Below are 17,138 nucleotides of genomic sequence, written 5' to 3' on the forward strand. Positions count from 1 at the left end.
GCCGGTTCTAAGTCTGATTCCTGCGCAAGTTTGGCGGCCGGATTTTACGTCCTCGCGTAACAATAAGCGGCATCGTCCTGTCATTTTTTGCGGCGAGGATAGGGGGCGTCCGGGTACGTGCAATGCGACCTGGACGTGCGTTCGTTGGCTATGTCGCCAGCGGTTCGCGTGTTGCCAGGACGCGGCGGGTCTTCACGGCCATACGGCCCGTGCGCGCTATTGCGTTCAACCGTTTTTCGGAGGCAAGCCATGAGCATTTTCAGCACGATCCTCAGCAAGATCTTCCCGTCGAGCCATCCGGCCGTGCAGGCTGCATCGACGCCGGACGCGGCGCCAGCCGCCGAGGCCGCGCCCGCGTCGGCGCCCGCTGCCGCGCCGGCAGAGCCTGTCGATGTCGAAGCGGTGCTCACCGCGCTCGCCGAGCAGAATTCGGAGAAGTTGAACTGGCGCACGTCGATCGTCGATCTGATGAAGCTGCTTTCGCTGGACAGCAGCCTCGGCGCGCGCAAGCAGCTCGCGGAGGAACTGGATTACAGCGGCGACATGAACGATTCGGCGTCGATGAACATCTGGCTGCACAAGCAGGTGATGACGAAGCTCGCGGAAAACGGCGGCAAGGTGCCGGACGATCTGAAGGGCTGAGCGATTCGCGTGGGCGAAGCGCGTGAGCGCGCCGTCGCGGGTATGCGACTTGCGTCGGCGCGTGGATCATGAAGCTCGCCACGTTCAACATCAACGGCATTCGCTCGCGTCTGCCCGCATTACTTGCCTGGCTGGAGCGGGAAGCGCCCGATGTCGTGTGCCTTCAGGAGCTGAAGGCGCCCGACGCGGGCTTCCCCGAAGCTGAAATCAATCGCGCCGGATACGGTGCGATCTGGCATGGACAGACGTCGTGGAACGGCGTCGCGATTCTCGCGAGGGACGCCCAGCCGCTCGAAACGCGTCGCGGTCTGCCCGGAGACCCCGACGATACGCATAGCCGTTATATCGAGGCCGCTGTCGAGGGCTTGCTGATCGGCTGTCTGTATCTGCCGAACGGCAATCCGCAACCCGGGCCGAAGTTCGACTACAAACTCGCATGGTTCGAGCGGCTGATCGTCTACGCGAAGAAGCTGCTCGATTCCGGCCATCCCGTCGTGCTGGCGGGCGACTACAACGTCGTGCCGACTGACTTCGATATCTATAACCCGCGCTCGTGGCTCAAGGATGCGTTGCTGCAACCGGAAAGCCGCGAATGCTATGCGCGGCTGCTGAAGCAGGGATGGACGGACGCATTGCGCACGCGCTTTCCCGACGAACAGATCTTCACGTTCTGGGATTACTTCCGGCAACACTGGCAGCGTGATTCGGGCTTACGCATCGATCATCTGCTGTTGAACAAGCCCGTCGCGGCGATGATGCGCGATGCAGGCGTCGACCGCTGGGTGAGAGGCGAGCCGCATGCGAGCGATCACGCGCCTACGTGGGTCGTGCTCGATCTCGAGGGGCGCACGGTCAATGCGAAGAAAACTGCAGTGAAGAAAACTGCAGTGAAGAAAACTGCAGTGAAGAAAACTGCAGTGAAGAAAACTGCAGTGAAGAAAACTGCAGTGAAGAAAACTGCAGTGAAGAAAACTGCAGTGAAGAAAACTGCAGTGAAGAAAACTGCTGCCGGACAGAGCGCCGCTCGAACACCAAAGGCTGCCGTCTCAAAGAAGACCGGAAAATAACTTCACGTTGCGCGAATCGAAATACGCATCACGCATGAAACCTCGGCAAGACATCCGCGGCCACTTCCTCCATCACCTCGCGCACAGGACGATCTGAACTCAGATTCAGCGTCACATGATGCGTGCCGTTCTCGCGCATGTCGTCCAGTACAGCGAGCAACGCACGCCGTCCCGCGCGATATCCCAGCGACAGCGGCGTCGCCGGCTCATGCGGGTTGTTGCTCAGATCGAGCCGCATCGCGACACCGAACGCGCGAAACGAAGGTGTCGGCAGACGATCGACGGCCGCGCGCCACATGCTGTGCCGTGCACGCTGCGTTTCAGGCTCGCGGTGATAGGTCATCCAGCCGATCGAATGCCGCGCGATCCAGTCGACGCTTTGTCCGCCCGAGCCGACCGCGAGCATCGGCACGGGCAACGGCGGCTGCGGCAGCAGCATGAATTCGGGTGCATCTTCCGGCTGCAGATCGGGTATCACACGCGGCGTTTCGCCGAGTGCAGCCGCGACCGTCTCCCAGTGCGTGCGATACAGTTCGCGCCGCGCTTCGGCATCGCGCCCGAACGCGGCGTACTCAGGTGGTCTGTCGCCTGAGCCGAGGCCGAGTATGAAGCGGCCATTCGACAGCGTCTGCACGGAGCCCGCGCCCTTCGCGATATGCAACGGATGACGTAACGTCAGCACGATCGCGCCGCTCGCGAGCGCGATTTGTGTCGTACGGGAGGCGAGCGCGCCGAGCAGCACCCATGGATCGAGATGCCCGACAGGATCGGGATAGTCGGCGCTGTTCAACGGCACGTCGCGAACCCAGAGCGCGCGAAAACCGAGCGAGTCGGCCAGTGCCGCCAGTTCGATCTGCTCGCGAAAGTCCGCGACGATCTGGCCCGAGCGCAGCAAGGGCAGCGTCAGCCCGACCGACAGATGGCCTTCGGAAAATACCCGGTGATCGATTGTGGATTGGGCTGTGCTCATCGGTGCTCGCGTGCTTCGCCGCCGTCATCGCGTGACGGGCAATAGCGGTATTTCAACGGAAGCCGATCCTAGCATCGCGCCGCAAATCCCACCGCGCAATGGACATAACAACTGCGCACAACAACCCTGCGCGCCGCATGGGCAAAGCTTCCGCACGACCGTGCGTGCCTCCCATTGTTTGGAATTTGGGAACTGTGATTTCAATCTATGAGCATAGAAATTCGATAGAGCTCGACTAAACTCACTCTCAATCGACGCCGCGCCAAATCCATCCGGTTGCGACGCCTCCCTGATTCAACATTTTCTGGAGTTACGTCATGAAAACCCGCCTTATCGCAGCCTTGCTGGTCGCCGTCTCTGCCGCTGTCGCCGCTCCCGCTTTTGCTTCGGGTTATGGTCCGGCGCCGTTTTATCGCCCGTCCGTTGGCGCACCCGCTTCGCAGCGCGGCGTCAGCGCTCAGACGTTCGCCGCCGAACGCAACCAGGCCGCGGCTGCAAACGAAGCCGTTGGCGGCGTGACGGGCGCATCGTCGGAATCGGGGAGCCGTCAGCCGGCGCAAGCTGCTAACGACGTCAACGTGTTCAAGGGTCATTGATCGCTGCGCGCGGCGGGCAAGGCTCGCCGCGCGGAAGAGAAGCAGGAGGTGATCCCATGAGAGCATTCTTCGAAGGACTGGTGTTGCTGGCGGCAGTCGTCGTGTATTTTCTGCCCGCCATCGTCGCCGATGCGCGCGAGCGCGAAGATGCATTTGCGCTGACGATCTTCAACGTGCTGTTCGGCTGGACCGTGGTTGGCTGGATTGCAGCGTTCGTGTGGGCGCGTCATCGCGCGAGCGACAAGCGGCTCGCAAAGCTGGCGTCGAACACCCGTCGGTCGCTGGGTCGCGTGACGATTGCGAAGATCGTCGCGCGTTCGCGCCGGGCGCGCGCGGAGCGGCGCCAGTCGACGCTATCCGCGTAAGCAGCGTTTGAATAGATGAAACCGCCGGCCTGTGCGAGGCCGGCGGTTTTGTTTTGACATGTCTGCGTGAAATTGATGCGGATGCCGAAACAAACCAAAAAGGCGTAGTTACCACAGCGCCGGCGTCCATCCCCGTAGTCGCACGTCGTGCAACGCCTCGCGCAGATTCTGCACGAACGCATCGGCGCGTTGATAGCGGCTCTGCACGCGCGGATCGTAGTTGCGGTTCAGCGCAAGCACATCGACGATGCCACGCGTCGACACGCTCGTATCCAGATCGGAAATATCGGCGACCTTGGCCCACGTGCAACGCAAGATCTCGTTGCTGGGCACTGGCGTTTGCCGTTCGTCGACATGCGCGGCGAACACGTGATGACAGGTGCGCGCGCCCGCGAACTCGAACAGATATTGCATGCCCGCCGCCTGAAGGCGCGTTTCTTCCATCAGTTCGCGCACGGCGGCGGCTTCGAATGTTTCGCCGGCGTCCGGTTTGCCGCCTGGCAGCGACCAGCGCGAGTTGGCCTTGCCGACCAGCAGAATGCGCGTGCCCATCAGGCACACGACAGTCGCACGTTGCTTCACAGTGTCTCTTCCATGTAGGGACGCGAAAGCAGGACTAGCACGCCCCATGCCGCGCGATGCGATGGCGCTCTCAGCCGCCATTCGCCCATATTGTCCGCCGATGTTGAGTATGGGACGTGACATCTTGATGACAGCGCTCACGAAAAATGACCCAACGCTGTCATATGTATCGGAGAACCTTGAACGCGACCACGCGCCGCCGCGCGTCATGCGTGCAGCATGCATTGAGTTGGACGTCACGGCGGCGTGCCTGCAACGGCCGGTCGATGCGACCGGCGAGCGTCGAGGTGAATCGATGAATCCACTGTCCACGCAGCACAATTTCCAGAGCCTGTCGTTGAAGGATCTGCTCGAAGCACGCGATCTGTATCACTGGCATCTGTCGAACAAACCCAATGTCGTCGGTACGGCCGTTGGTTTGTATCTGATTCGAAACGACGAGCCGTGGCCGGACCAGCAGCGTGGCGCGAACGGCGACGCAGAGACCCGCGCGAAACCGAAGGGCGTACGCACGTTCGACAACTCCGAAGTGCGTCCTTATTCGTGGCCTGCCGTGATCGTGCTGGTGCGCGACTGGGTCGACGCGACCGAGTTCGGCCGTGGCAACGTCGACCCCGATCATATGGTGCCGCGCACGCTGTACATGCCCGATGGCCGCGCGGTGCCCGTCTGCGTGGTCGCCGTCGAGCCGACGGCGCCCGCCACCAGCGCCCCTGCGGATGCACGCTGGCCATCGACGTATATCGGCGGCGGCTGTCCGTTGATCGCGGATGCACAGGGTATCGAGCGCACGGCGAGCGTCGGCTGTCTCGTGACGGACGGCCATACGACTTACGCGCTCACCAATCGCCATGTATGCGGCGAGCCGGGATCGCCCGTGAAGGCGCTGTTGCGCGGCGCGGTAGCCGAAGTCGGCATTGCGTCGGACCGGCAGCTGACGCGCGAACCCTTCACCGCCGTGTTCCCCGGGTTAGCGGGCAGCCGCAGCTTCCTCACGCTCGATATCGGCCTCGTCGAAGTGCACGACGCGAATGACTGGTCGAGCCAGCCGTTCGGCATCGAAGGCAGCATCGGCAATGTCGCGGATATCAACGAGCTGAGCCTGAGCCTGCAACTGATCGATCAGCCCGTGACGGCATTCGGCAGCGCATCGGGCGCGCTCGACGGCACGATCAAGGCTCTGTTCTACCGGCACAAGTCGCTTGCCGGCTACGACTATGTTTCGCAGTTTCTGATCGCGCCCGCGAACGGCAGTCCGCAGACGCAGCCCGGCGATTCGGGGACGTTGTGGTATTTGACCTCGCTCGCGGCCACATCCGGCGACGGCGCGCGCAGTCTGACTCCGCTTGCGATCGAATGGGGCGGACAATCGCTTGCCAGCGACGACGGCGCACGTCTGAACTACGCGCTCGCGACGGGGCTGAGCACAGCGTGCCAGCTGCTCGACGTGGACCTCGTGCGCGCGCACAACGTCGGCGCAAATCCGTACTGGGGACAAACGGGCCACTACAGCATCGCGACGGCGGCAATCCAGTCGGTGAAGCAGGGCCCGCTGCGTGATTTTCTCGAAGTGAATGTCGAGCGCATCAGTTTTCGCCCGGACGAACTCACGCCGGAGCAGATCCGCGAGAAGCTTGCGCGCGGCGATTTCGTCGAGCTTGCCGATGTGCCCGATTTCGTGTGGAAGAAGACGCCCAACCGCGTGCCGGGCGGACGCGACTACGCGCAGAACGCGGGCCCCGAGCATCCGAATCACTACGCCGATATCGACCAGCCGGACGGCGACGGCAAGACGCTGCGCGACGTGACGCTCGGCAATATAGCCAACATGAGCGTTGCGGTGTGGTCGAAGTGGTATGCGGATGAAGGCGAAACCGATGCGCGTTACGAAGGTCTGTTGCCGTTTCGCGTGTGGCAGATTTTCGACGAGATGGTCAGGCAGCTGAAGGCGCGTAACGACACGAAGTTTCTTTGCGCGGCGGGCGTGCTGGCGCACTACGTCGGCGATGCGTGCCAGCCTTTGCACGGCTCGTATCACTCGGACGGCTACAAGGACGCGCCCGGCACGACGGCGAAGAAATGGCCGGGCAAGGGCGTGCATGCGGCCTTCGAAGACAAGATGGTCGACCGTCACTCAGACGAACTGCTACCGAAGATCGGGCCGCAGGCGCAAGCGTTCGAAGGGGATATTCCGAAGATCGACGATGGACGAGATGCGGCGTTCGCGACCGTCACGCTGATGGCCGAGGCGGCGACGATCCTTCCGCCGTCCACGCTGATCGACGAGTACATCCGGCTGGGCGGCGGAAGCTCGGCGCGTGTCATCGATGGTCTGTGGGATGCGTTCGGCGACGACACGGCGAAACTGATGGGCGCAGGCGCACGCTACCTCGCCGCGATGTGGGAAGCCGCGTATGCCGCCGCCGATACATCGCTGCCGGCCGGCGCGCGGGAAATCAGCGAGCAGGCGCTTGCAAAGGTGTATCAGGACAAGACGTTCCTGCCTTCGCTGACCATCGACAAGATCGGGCCGGTGATCGGCTGATGGATCGGGCGCGGGCGGCGCGCGGCTGTGACGCTCTGCGCGCCGCTTTCGGGCTAGGCGGTCGCGAGCTTTTTGCTCTGCCTGGACATGCCGTCGAAGATCGCCGACGCCAGATCTTCCGGAAAGCCTGACGGGAGTTGAGCGGCGACGGTATCGATGACGCCCTGCGTGGCGTGCACGACCGACGCGATCATGTCGTCGACGGCATCCGGCGGCAAGCCGACCTGCTGGCCTTGCGTGATCCAATGTCGCCGTAGTATCTGACCGATCAGATAATGATTGCTCGTGCCGCGCACGGCCATTGCCAGCTTCGCCTTCTGCATCGGAATACGATTCGCGCCGCGCCCGATGATGGGATGCGCGGACAGCACGTCGTAAAGCGGCGTCGCCCGATATTGGTTGCCCGGCAGATGCGCAATGCTGAAGTTCTTCGCGTGGCCGTCGGTGGCGGCGAGCAGCCAGAAGATCAGCTGGGTCGTGAAGAAGCGCGCGCTGTCTTCGGCGGCATTGTCCGACCCGGCGAGGATGTGCATGACGGCGTCGATGCCCGGGCCGCCGTCGGCCTGATATTTCGCAATGGGCGGCGTGCCCGTCGCCTGGCACATGTCTTCCTGCGGCAGGCGCACGATCCACGTTGCGTCGCTCGACAGCCTGCGGTCGAAGCGCTCGACGACGAGCGCTTTCTGATCGCCGAAGCGCGCGATCTCGCACCCGGCGATGGGCAGTCCGTAGGCGGCGACGATCTTCGAGCACAGCCACTCGTTTTCCACCGACGTGCGCATGTCGGCTCGCATGTTGCCCACCAATCCCAACGGCAGCTTCAGGATATGCGTGGTCGGCGTGCTGCCTGCCGGAAGCACCCAGCGGCCTTTGTGACGCAGTAGCGCTGTCTTTTCCTGCGCGCCGGCGATGGATAGGCGCAAGTCGGCCGCCTCGTTGCGCTGGCCAAGCGGCGCCGCCGCGGTCGTGTCGCGCAGCAGTCGCGCGATGTCATCGCTTGTGAGTGTGTCGCCGCCGATGCGGTAAAGGTCGGTGGGCGTTTCACCCGGCGGCAGCATCTGGATCGCGCCGACGCAATCGCGCCCGAGCGCGGCGAGCAGAGCGAACGGCGCCGTGCTGCCTGTCTGGTAGCGCTGCGCCATTCTGCGCCGGATGGGTTCGCTGTCGGGCAGCAGGTTGTCGAAGAATGCCGACACGACGGCACCGCGATACGGCTGATTGCCCGGCGTGAACGGCAGGGACAGCGACAGCGGACGGCCCTGTTCGTCGCCGATCCAGTCGTCGAAGTAGACAAGACGCTCGCCGCCGCTGGACTTTTCCCAGTAGCCGACGGCGAGGCCGTTCATCCACAGGTCGAGGCGTTGGGTCTGCGAACGGCGCCCCATGCTTACCACTGCTCCCGTTTCTTCGGCGCGCTTGCCTTGCGCGGGGTTCGTGCCGCGGCGCGCGCACCCGGCGTGGCCGAGGGCTTGCGCGGTGCCTGTCGGGCGGCCGCGCTGGCTGGCTCGCGTTTTTGCGTCTTTGTAGCGGGTGCGGCGCGCTCGGTTGCGGGTTTCATTGCGGACTTCGCTGCGCGCTTGCGCGGCGCGGACTTCGGCGTGTCGCGGCCCGGTGCCGCGACGCGGTTCGACGACGCCATCTTTGCCACGGGCGCCGCGTTTGCGGGTGAAGGTGTGTCCTGACTGAGCGTGATTCCGGCGTTCAGCAGCCGCAAGACCGTGAAGAGCCGCTCGACTCCAGCGGCGGCCGGGTCTGCCTCGAACTGCGCATAGCTTTGCTGCGTGATGCCGAGCCGCTCGGCAAGCATGGCCTGCGTAAGTCCAGCGGCTTTACGAAAGCCGCGCAGAACGGGGCGCAACTGGCTGAGCGTCTTGACGGAATAGTCCACGGCTGGCCTCGGAGGACACGGGTTGATCCGGGTTGAACTTAGGCTGGGGCAGGCGCTGCACGCGCTTCCCCTTCGGTACAGAATACAGACCTGAACCTGTATTGGCAATATACAGTCTATAAGCTGTAAATAAAAAATACAGTCTAAAACCTGTATCTGGTCAGGGCGACGGGCAACCCGTTTGAGAATGCCTCGCAAAGCGGACTGCGCATCGAATCGCGTCGTCGAGTGACAGGGCTCAGGGACGAACGACAGGCACTCATCGCAGCATGCAACGCACGCTGCGCCGCAGCGCAAGCATTCCGTTACACGCGGGTACGTGAAGTGCTGGCAAAGGCTGATCTCGCCGCGCGATCAGGCAACGGCGACCCGATGGAAGTTCATAACAACGGAGGTCATGCCATGAGCAACGATTCACACTCTTCGAATCCGCCCGATCCCACGCGCCGCAAGATCCTGGCGGCGCTCGCGGGCAGTGTCGCGTTGTCGGCATGTGGCGGGGGCGGCGGCGGAGGATCGTCGGGCAGCACCGGTTCGACGAATGGCATTCCCCCCGATCGCGCCAGTCTTCCACGGCCAGCGCTGCCGGCGCCCGCCACTTCGGGGATCGATCACGTCGTGCTCGTGACGATGGAGAACCGTTCGTTCGATCATCTGCTCGGCTGGGTGCCGAACGCCGAGCATCAGCAGGCGCGCCAGTTCACCGACGCATTTGGTCAGACGCAATCGTCGTTCGCGCTGACGTCGAACGCAGCGTACGGGTTCCAGGCGTGCAGTTTCTCCGATCCGAACCATATGTACAGCGCAGGGCGCACACATCTTGCCAACGGCGCGATGAACGGCTTTCTGCTCACGCCGGGCACGAGTCTCTTGCGCGGCGACCTGCTGCCCATCGGTTACTTCGGTGCGGCCGATCTCGACTTCTATCGCGGCGCCGTCACGCAGTACACGGTCTGCGACTACTACATGAGCGGCATTCTGTCGGCGACGTTTCCGAACCGCCTCTATCTGCACAGTGGCGAGACCGACCGCCTCGACGACAGTGTCGATACGTCGACGCTGCCGACCATCTGGGACCGGCTCGACGCAAAAAACATCTCGTCGACGTATTACTTCCACGACGTCCCGTTCACCGCGCTGTACGGTACGCGCTATGTCGGTCGCTCGAAGCTGTTCGCGGAGTTTCTCTCTGATGCGGCTTCGGGCAATCTGCCATCGTTCTGCATGGTCGATCCGAGTTTCGCGGGCGAGGCACAAGGCACGTCGAACGACGATCACCCGCACGCCGACGTGCGCAACGGTCAGGTGCTGCTCGGTCAGATCTACGACGCGCTGCGCACCAGTCCGAACTGGAGCACGACACTGATGATTCTCGTGTATGACGAATGGGGCGGCTTCATGGAGCACGCGGTGCCGCCCGTCAAGCCTGTATCGACGGCGGAGCAGGGTGTCGGCAATGATGGCCGGCTCGGATTTCGCGTGCCGTGCATGCTGTTCGGGCCGCGCGTGCGCGCGAACATGGTGTCGCGCTATCCGTTCGACCCCAGCTCGATTCATCAACTGATTGCGTGGCGCTTCGGTATCGATCCGCTGGGCGTGCGTGCGAGCGATGCGAGTACCTTCAACATGGCGTACGCGCTCGACTTCACCGACGCCGCGCGAACCGACGCGCCCGCGATTCCGGTGACGCAAGGCACGTTCGGTGTAGCGTGCTCGACCGCGGGGATCATTCCTGGGCTTGGCGGCGTCGATCACAGCCAGCAGGTGCCGTCCACCTCCGCATCTCAGGCGGCCTCTCAGCCAGTCGAAACCAACGCCCCGGGCGGACGCTTCGCCGACTTGCGCGCGAAAGCGACCGCGCTAGGATTTCCAGGCGGCATGTAAATTCTGCGCGGCGTTTGCATGGATCGATGGCATTGCGGCTCTGCGTCATACGTCGCAGAGCCGCAATGCATTTCATTGTCGACGCCCGTTCGCAGCGCTCACGCCGCTGCCTTGCGTCGCTTGCCGAGTTCGGTCTCGACGGGCTGCTTGTCGGATTCGGGCACGGACCCAGCGGGGCGGTGCACGTCGTGCGTGACGAAACCGAGTTCGCGGCTCGGCACATCGAACCAGTCGCGATGCGAGAACGAGTCGCGGATATCGTCGAGGCCGCTTTGCCAGTGTTCGAGCATCGTGTCCACGCTGAACTCGTAGTCCTTGTAATGGCCTTCGTACGGCTTGTTCCTGTAGATCAGATGCACGACGTTGATCGCGCTGCCGTCCGCTGCCTGCTCTGCGAGACGGAACAGCGGATCAGCCTTCAGCACCGACGTCGGCACATGTTCGAGCAGTTCCTTGATGAAGCGCGCATGCTTTTGCCGCTCGGCCAGCATGTTCGTGATTGCGCGCGTGCGGCTCGAATACTGGATGTCTTTGGCTCGCTCGGAAATGTCGGGGAAATCGCCCGGCGCATTGCCGCGCGCGCTCCACAAGTCGACCTGAAAGACCAGCGTGTCCTTATGATCCGAATCGCGCAGCACTTCCGTGAGCGGTGTATTCGAAACGAGCCCGCCGTCCCAGTAGTATTCGCCTTCGATCTCGACAGCCGGGAAACCCGGCGGCAACGCTCCCGACGCCATGAAATGCTCCGGTTCGAGGCGCATTTTCCGGTTGTCGAAGTACGTGAGATTGCCCGTGCGCACGTTCACGGCGCCCACGGACACGCGAATCGCACCGTCGTTGATGCGGTCGAAATCCGCGTATTGCAGCAGCGTCGCCCGCAATGCGGCCGTGTCGTAGTAGCTGACGCGGCTCGGGTCCAGCTTGCCGAGGCCCGCCAGCGGCAACGGAAAGCGCGGCGCGAAGAAGCCGGGTTGGCCTTCCGTCAGCGCGCGGCCCGCTGCCCACATGCTGGCCCACTTGCGCGACAGGTCATGCAGGCCCAGGCCGGGCAGCGTCCACGCGCTCACGCTGCCAACCCAGTCGAGCGGATGACAGATCGCATTCCAGAAACCGCGCAATGCCGCCACACGATTTTCCGGCGCATTGCCCGCGATGATCGCCGTGTTGAGCGCGCCAATGGACACGCCTGCGATCCAGTGCGGCTCGACCTTCGCCTCGGCGAGTCCTTCGATGACGCCCGCCTGATACGAGCCGAGCGCACCGCCGCCTTGCAGCACGAGCGCGATTTCGTCGTAGCGCGGCAACACAAACGGTTCCGGCTGCGGGATGACTTTCTTTGTGTCGCTGCGCATACGTGCTCCTTATTTCATCGACCAGCCGTGGCTGACGATCACCGACTGTCCCGTCAACGCGGACGATTCGAAGCCCGCGAGGAAAGCGACCGTGTTGGCGACGTCTTCGACCGTCGTGAATTCGCCGTCGACCGTTTCCTTCAGCATCACGTTCTTCACGACTTCTTCTTCGCTGATGCCGAGCGCCTTGGCCTGCTCGGGAATCTGCTTGTCGACGAGCGGCGTGCGCACGAAGCCCGGGCACACGACATTCGCACGCACGCCGCGCGGGCCACCTTCCTTCGCGACCACGCGCGCGAGGCCGAGCAGGCCGTGCTTCGCGGTGACATAGGCCGACTTCAGCTTCGATGCTTCATGCGAGTGCACCGAGCCCATATAGACGATCGAGCCGCCGCGCTTGCTGTCGTACATGTGCCTGATCGCGGCCTTGGTCGTGAGGAACGCGCCGTCCAGATGAATGGCGAGCATCTTCTTCCAGTCGGAGAAGGCGTATTCTTCGATCGGCGCAACGATCTGAATGCCCGCGTTCGACACGAGCACGTCGATGCTGCCGAGTTCTTTCACCGCGCGCTCGATCCCTGCGTTGACAGCTTCTTCATTCGTCACGTCCATCGATACCGCGATTGCCTTGCCGCCGCCTTCGACGATGCTCGACGCAACCTTCTGCGCATTCTCCAGATTCAGATCCGCAATCACGACGGCAGCGCCGAGGCTCGCGAGCTTGCGAGCGCATTGTTCGCCGATACCGCTTGCTGCGCCCGTCACGAGCGCGACCTTGTTTTGCAGTGACATGGTGTGTTCCCTTGAAAAATGTGGAGTGCGTTAAACCGCGAGTTCGAGCGCGTCGTCGTTCGACTTCTTTGCGGTCTGCGTTTCCGCTTGCGCAGGCGCCAGGTAGTCGAAAGCAACTTCGCCGATATCCAGCGTGAGATTGGCGATCACATGCCGCGCGCCGACGACGCGCTTCACCGGCAGATCGGCAATCGGCGCGAGCGCATGCGGATGCAGTTCGAGCGCGGCCGGCCCGCTCCATGCGCCGAGCACCGTCACGTCGCGCAGATAGAAGCGCACGAGTTCGCAGATGCGTGCCGTGCCGTCGACATGCGGAATCACCTTCAGCAGATAGTTCGGTGTGTCGGCGAGCTTGGCGCGCTCGGCTTCGATATCGATCGTGCGATGCTTGTAGCCCATCGTGCCCGTCGCGATGCGTTGCGTGCCGTAATCGAGCGTGCCGAGCAGCGTGTCGTTACCGTCGACGCCCAATCTGGGGCGCGCGAGCTTCTTCGGGAAGCCCCAGATTTCGCGGCCGCCGGCAATCGGGCCTTCATCGTCGAGGTACATCGAGTGCGTGTAGTTCGCAAGACGTCCTTCCATGTCGCGCACCGAAATCACCTGGCCGCTTTCCGTGTAGTCGCCGAAGCCCGACGAATCAGGCATGCGAATGAATTCGTAATGGACCAGCGCGTTTTCCGGCTTCAGCGGTTCGGGCACCACGGCGCGCAACGCATCCATATCGGTTTCGTACGAAATGATGAAGTACTCACGATTGAGAAAGCGAAACGGCGGGCGAGGGTAGGCGGGATTGTGAACGGGCATCGCGAATGCGGATTGCCGGATCGATTTGATGTCCATGAACTTCCTCTTAGGCATTGGGCGTTGTTGGAGCACCGCGAATCTTAGAGCAAAACTTTTTTCGGGATCACATTAATTTCTCCAATACACCGTTGGTCTGGACGCAACAGTGACACGGCCTCTCAGGCACGGACGATAAACGTCAATCATTGTGAAAATCGGCATAAGCTGTTTTCGTGAGCGAAATATCGATGACGCGAAAACGAAATACGGATGTCATGCATTCGATGGCTGGCAAGTCAGATATTTTTATTTGTGTTGTAGATAATCTGATGAGATTGATTAACGAGCTAATCAATCGGTTCGCGTGGAAAGCACACGGCGTCGGACGGATTGGTTCGGCGGCCGGCGGCGGCCGCCACGAAATCATCGTAGAAATGTTTTTGATTTTGTTGCGGCGCGACATGTACGGCGATATACTAGGGTTATTACCTAGGGTGTTACCCGCACAAGGAGTTCGCCATGCAACAAGCTACGACCGCCGCTGTTCCGTCCACGAGCTGGCTTTCGCGTCTGCGCGAACTCGCTATCCGCGCCGTCGACCTGCACCTGCAGCACTGCGCGGTGCTCGCTGAAGCGTATCGCCGCTAAGCATTTCGCATAAAAAAGGGGAGTTCAATCTGAACTCCCCTTTGTTCATCAGCGTTCCGCTGCGCCAGCGTCACGGAGCGCGGGGGCGCTGGTGCCGCTGTCGTCAGATACCGGCTTTTCGGGCCGCGAAAATCAGCCGCAGTCCAAGCGCCGCGATGGCGCCCGCGGCGATCCGGTCGATCCACGTTTTCGCGCGCAGATAGACCTCGCGCGGGCCACGGCTCGAAAAGCACAGCGCGACGACCGTGTACCAGCCGAACTCCACCGCGAACACCAGCGGCGGCAGCACCACATAGCACCAGACGGGCGGATGCTGCGGCAACAGTGCGGCAAAGATACTGCCGTACCAGATCGCCGTCTTCGGATTGCTGAGCTGCGTCGTCAATCCAATCCAGAACGATTTCTTCGCGCTGCGGTTGTGCGCGGCACCGGCGTTGTCCATCGCAATCGGGCGGGCCGCGCCGCGCCAGATTTTCGACGCGATGTAGATCAGATACAAACCGCCCGCCACTTTCAGTCCGATATACAGCCATTCGACGGCGACCAGCAGCGTATAAAGACCGGCGAGCGCCAGCCCGCCGAAGAAAATGCCGCCGATGCCCATACCCAGCGCGGTCGACAACCCGTCGCCGCGAGACAGGCTGATCGAATTTCGCGCGACGAGAACGAAACTCGGGCCGGGAATCATCGCGCCCAGCAACAACGCGACGAGAATGGCGAATACAGCGGCGGATGCGGACATCGAACGGTCTCCTTGAGCGGGGGCTTTCGGCGCGAGAGCCTGGCCAGGCGCGCCAGGTCATGAAGGTGCGCGTGCCGAAAGAATAGATGCATCGCGCAACCCCTGCAACGCGCCTGCCAGATGTGCAATTCAGTTCGTGCCGAGCGATTGGGACAGCGCGATCAGATTGACGGGCGCGAGCCGGATCAGCCCGCCACGCGGACTATCGATATCCGCGATCAGCGCGAACGAAAGCGAGATCACGATGGGCAATATCAGCAGCACGGCATTGCGCCTGATCTGTCCACGCGTGCCATAGCCGATCAGCAGATTGCAGAACAGGCCGATTCCCAGCATCAACGACCACGCGGTCACGGGAATGTGATTCCACCACGATGCCTGCGTGTAGCCCTGTGTGTTGATCACGTCGTTCATGCCGGAAACGGCGAGCGCGATCACGGGCGTCTGCTTTTCGACGGCGACCTTGCGCACGGCCATCCATAGATCGTTTTCGAGCTGGTTCGTCGCCGCGTTGATCCGCGCGATGCTCTCGTCGTCTTGCGCCAGATAGTAGCGGATGCGCTGATCGACATAACCGCGCAGCAAGGTCTGCACGCGTTGCGCATCGGTATCGGGCAGCAGACCGGCGCGCAGGTATTCGGTGCCGATCGCGTTGGCTTCTTCTTCCTCGTAGTTCTTGCGCTGGTCGTAGCGGCTCACGGCCATCGAAAAGGTAAAGCCGATCATCAGCGCGAGCAGCGTGAGCGTCGCGGCCTGCACGACGTTGAAGTCGTCGCGGATTTCGTCGACGATCTTGCGGTGCCGGCGCATCAGCATCGCGCCGGCATACGCGCCGATCGACATTGCTACGAATGACACGAAAAACAGAAACAGCGGGTGGCTCATCAGCGAAGGCATCTGCACGTCTCCGGTTCGATTGCGGTCGGCAAAGCGGAAAGGAACGGCCAATACGCGTGGATGCATGAACGCGCCATTGCGACGCTATTGTCCGATAGCGCCGCGTCGCTCACAAGACGACTGCCGGGCGAATTGCTAGAGTGGCGCCATGGACGAGAACGAACGAATCAGGCGCGCCGTGTCGTGGCTGCGCGAGGCCGACGGTATGCTGGTGACCGCCGGGGCGGGGATGGGCGTCGATTCGGGCCTGCCCGATTATCGCGGCGCAGAGGGCTTCTGGCGCGCGTATCCCGCTTTGAAGCAGCATCGGCTGACCTTTCAGGACATGGCCAATCCGCGCGTGATGGCGCTGCATCCGCGGCTTTGCTGGGGCTTCTATGGGCACCGGCTCGATCTGTATCGGCGCACGGTGCCGCATCGGGGTTTCGATATTCTGCTGCGCTGGGCGCAGGCGCTGCCGCGCGGCCTTGCCGTGTTTACCAGCAATGTGGACGGGCAGTTTCAGGCGGCGGGTTTCGACGCTGCGGCCATCGCCGAGTGCCACGGCTCCATTCACGTGCTGCAATGCTCGGAACTCTGCCACGACGGACTGTGGCCGGCCGCCGATGTACAACCCGTCGTCGACGAATCGACTTGCGAACTCGTGAGCGATCTGCCGCGCTGCCCGAAGTGCGGCGCGGTGGCAAGGCCCAATATCCTGATGTTCGGCGACTACGACTGGATCGCGTTGCGCACCGAGCAGCAGGAGGCGCGGCTACAGGCGTGGCTGTCTGCGGTCGAGCGTCTGGTCGTGATCGAAATAGGCGCGGGCAAGGCCATACCGACCGTGCGTTACTTCAGCGAGCAAAACGGACCGCGCGTCATCCGCATCAATCCACGCGATTTCGGCATCGCGCCGCATCACGGGATTGGGCTCGCACGCGGCGCAATCGACGGCCTCGAATTGCTCGATCGGTTCATGAAGGTATAGCGAACGGCGCCATCGGGGCGCCGTTGCGTGTGCCGCTATCGGCTCTGCTGCTTACACGGCATCAGGTTGCGTGATCCACGCGGGCTCGCGCTGACTGATGCGCCGCGTCGCGATGCGCGCCTGCTGCCTGCGTATGATCGAACGCGCCGCGCGGGCCAGTGCCAGATCGAGTGCGCCGCGCCAGTCTCTTGCGATCGACGTCACGACGACGGGCGTCGCGTCGGGCGTCTGCACCTGCACCTGGCAGCGCTTGTCGAGTCCGCCGCGCGGACCGTTGATGTCGGACATGCTGACGGTCGCCTTCGAAATCAGCCAGTCCATGCGCCGAAACACGAAGCGGATGCGTTGGCGCGCGAAGCTGCGCAGTCGGACGGCTTCACGGTCGCGGGACTTGAACAGGACTTGCATGAGACAC

Annotated in this window: 18 protein-coding genes; 8 read left to right on the plus strand and 10 right to left on the minus strand. The window is 62.7% G+C overall.

Annotated elements, in window-relative coordinates:
• Nucleotides 1-249 precede the first annotated feature (249 nt).
• Complete coding sequence (locus tag PPGU16_RS18180; RefSeq protein ID WP_180724049.1) at nt 250-642, plus strand: DUF3597 domain-containing protein; 393 nt, start codon at nt 250-252, stop codon at nt 640-642.
• A gap of 68 nt (nt 643-710) precedes the next feature.
• A complete protein-coding gene (gene xth / locus PPGU16_RS18185) occupies nt 711-1,709 on the plus strand; it encodes an exodeoxyribonuclease III (protein ID WP_180724051.1) in 999 nt (332 codons plus the stop codon).
• A gap of 28 nt (nt 1,710-1,737) precedes the next feature.
• On the opposite strand, the gene PPGU16_RS18190 is transcribed toward xth, so the two are convergent.
• Nucleotides 1,738-2,679: a TIGR03571 family LLM class oxidoreductase gene (locus tag PPGU16_RS18190; protein ID WP_180724052.1), complete on the minus strand. Its 942-nt coding sequence runs from the start codon at nt 2,677-2,679 to the stop codon at nt 1,738-1,740.
• Nucleotides 2,680-2,996: 317 nt separating this feature from the next.
• On the opposite strand from PPGU16_RS18190, the gene PPGU16_RS18195 reads away from it, so the two are divergent.
• On the plus strand, nt 2,997-3,275 hold the full coding sequence (locus PPGU16_RS18195; RefSeq protein ID WP_180724054.1) for a hypothetical protein: 279 nt from the start codon (nt 2,997-2,999) through the stop codon (nt 3,273-3,275).
• 56 nt (nt 3,276-3,331) lie between these two features.
• The gene (locus PPGU16_RS18200; RefSeq protein ID WP_180724055.1) at nt 3,332-3,640 is read left to right on the plus strand and encodes a superinfection immunity protein; all 309 of its coding nucleotides are present in this window, start codon (nt 3,332-3,334) and stop codon (nt 3,638-3,640) included.
• A 108-nt stretch (nt 3,641-3,748) separates the two neighbouring features.
• Here the strand turns inward: PPGU16_RS18200 and PPGU16_RS18205 are convergent, their stop codons facing one another.
• Nucleotides 3,749-4,222, minus strand: a complete 474-nt coding sequence (locus tag PPGU16_RS18205; protein ID WP_180724057.1) for an NUDIX hydrolase — start codon at nt 4,220-4,222, stop codon at nt 3,749-3,751.
• Nucleotides 4,223-4,517: 295 nt separating this feature from the next.
• On the opposite strand from PPGU16_RS18205, the gene PPGU16_RS18210 reads away from it, so the two are divergent.
• Entirely contained in the window at nt 4,518-6,767 is a 2,250-nt protein-coding gene (locus PPGU16_RS18210) for a phospholipase C/P1 nuclease family protein (protein ID WP_180724058.1), read from the plus strand.
• Between the two features lie 53 nt (nt 6,768-6,820).
• On the opposite strand, the gene PPGU16_RS18215 is transcribed toward PPGU16_RS18210, so the two are convergent.
• Nucleotides 6,821-8,152, minus strand: coding sequence for a type II toxin-antitoxin system HipA family toxin (locus PPGU16_RS18215; protein WP_180724060.1), 1,332 nt, complete (start codon nt 8,150-8,152; stop codon nt 6,821-6,823).
• A gap of 2 nt (nt 8,153-8,154) precedes the next feature.
• Nucleotides 8,155-8,655, minus strand: a complete 501-nt coding sequence (locus PPGU16_RS18220) for a helix-turn-helix domain-containing protein (RefSeq protein ID WP_180724062.1) — start codon at nt 8,653-8,655, stop codon at nt 8,155-8,157.
• A gap of 402 nt (nt 8,656-9,057) precedes the next feature.
• Between PPGU16_RS18220 and PPGU16_RS18225 the strand changes: the two genes are divergently transcribed.
• On the plus strand, nt 9,058-10,539 hold the full coding sequence (locus PPGU16_RS18225) for an alkaline phosphatase family protein (RefSeq protein ID WP_180724063.1): 1,482 nt from the start codon (nt 9,058-9,060) through the stop codon (nt 10,537-10,539).
• Nucleotides 10,540-10,637: 98 nt separating this feature from the next.
• On the opposite strand, the gene PPGU16_RS18230 is transcribed toward PPGU16_RS18225, so the two are convergent.
• Genes PPGU16_RS18230 through PPGU16_RS18240 form a run of 3 tightly spaced genes read right to left on the minus strand, consistent with a single transcriptional unit; the run spans nt 10,638 to nt 13,523 of the window.
• A complete protein-coding gene (locus PPGU16_RS18230) occupies nt 10,638-11,891 on the minus strand; it encodes a DUF3734 domain-containing protein (RefSeq protein ID WP_180724065.1) in 1,254 nt (417 codons plus the stop codon).
• A gap of 9 nt (nt 11,892-11,900) precedes the next feature.
• Entirely contained in the window at nt 11,901-12,683 is a 783-nt protein-coding gene (locus tag PPGU16_RS18235; RefSeq protein WP_180724067.1) for a 3-hydroxybutyrate dehydrogenase, read from the minus strand.
• A gap of 30 nt (nt 12,684-12,713) precedes the next feature.
• Nucleotides 12,714-13,523: an acetoacetate decarboxylase gene (locus PPGU16_RS18240; protein ID WP_180724069.1), complete on the minus strand. Its 810-nt coding sequence runs from the start codon at nt 13,521-13,523 to the stop codon at nt 12,714-12,716.
• A gap of 462 nt (nt 13,524-13,985) precedes the next feature.
• Here PPGU16_RS18240 and PPGU16_RS43085 point away from each other — a divergent pair, with 462 nt between their 5' ends.
• A complete protein-coding gene (locus PPGU16_RS43085; RefSeq protein WP_007749609.1) occupies nt 13,986-14,114 on the plus strand; it encodes a hypothetical protein in 129 nt (42 codons plus the stop codon).
• 103 nt (nt 14,115-14,217) lie between these two features.
• On the opposite strand, the gene PPGU16_RS18245 is transcribed toward PPGU16_RS43085, so the two are convergent.
• Nucleotides 14,218-14,856: a LysE family translocator gene (locus PPGU16_RS18245; RefSeq protein ID WP_180724071.1), complete on the minus strand. Its 639-nt coding sequence runs from the start codon at nt 14,854-14,856 to the stop codon at nt 14,218-14,220.
• A gap of 129 nt (nt 14,857-14,985) precedes the next feature.
• Complete coding sequence (locus PPGU16_RS18250) at nt 14,986-15,753, minus strand: bestrophin-like domain (RefSeq protein ID WP_180724072.1); 768 nt, start codon at nt 15,751-15,753, stop codon at nt 14,986-14,988.
• 148 nt (nt 15,754-15,901) lie between these two features.
• Here PPGU16_RS18250 and PPGU16_RS18255 point away from each other — a divergent pair, with 148 nt between their 5' ends.
• Nucleotides 15,902-16,723, plus strand: coding sequence for an SIR2 family NAD-dependent protein deacylase (locus PPGU16_RS18255; protein ID WP_180724074.1), 822 nt, complete (start codon nt 15,902-15,904; stop codon nt 16,721-16,723).
• 51 nt (nt 16,724-16,774) lie between these two features.
• Here PPGU16_RS18255 and PPGU16_RS18260 read toward each other — a convergent pair whose 3' ends face one another.
• Nucleotides 16,775-17,131, minus strand: coding sequence for an HPF/RaiA family ribosome-associated protein (locus PPGU16_RS18260; RefSeq protein ID WP_180724076.1), 357 nt, complete (start codon nt 17,129-17,131; stop codon nt 16,775-16,777).
• Nucleotides 17,132-17,138 lie beyond the last annotated feature (7 nt).

The sequence above is a fragment of the Paraburkholderia largidicola genome (genome assembly GCF_013426895.1).
GTDB classification, from domain to species: Bacteria; Pseudomonadota; Gammaproteobacteria; order Burkholderiales; family Burkholderiaceae; genus Paraburkholderia; species Paraburkholderia largidicola.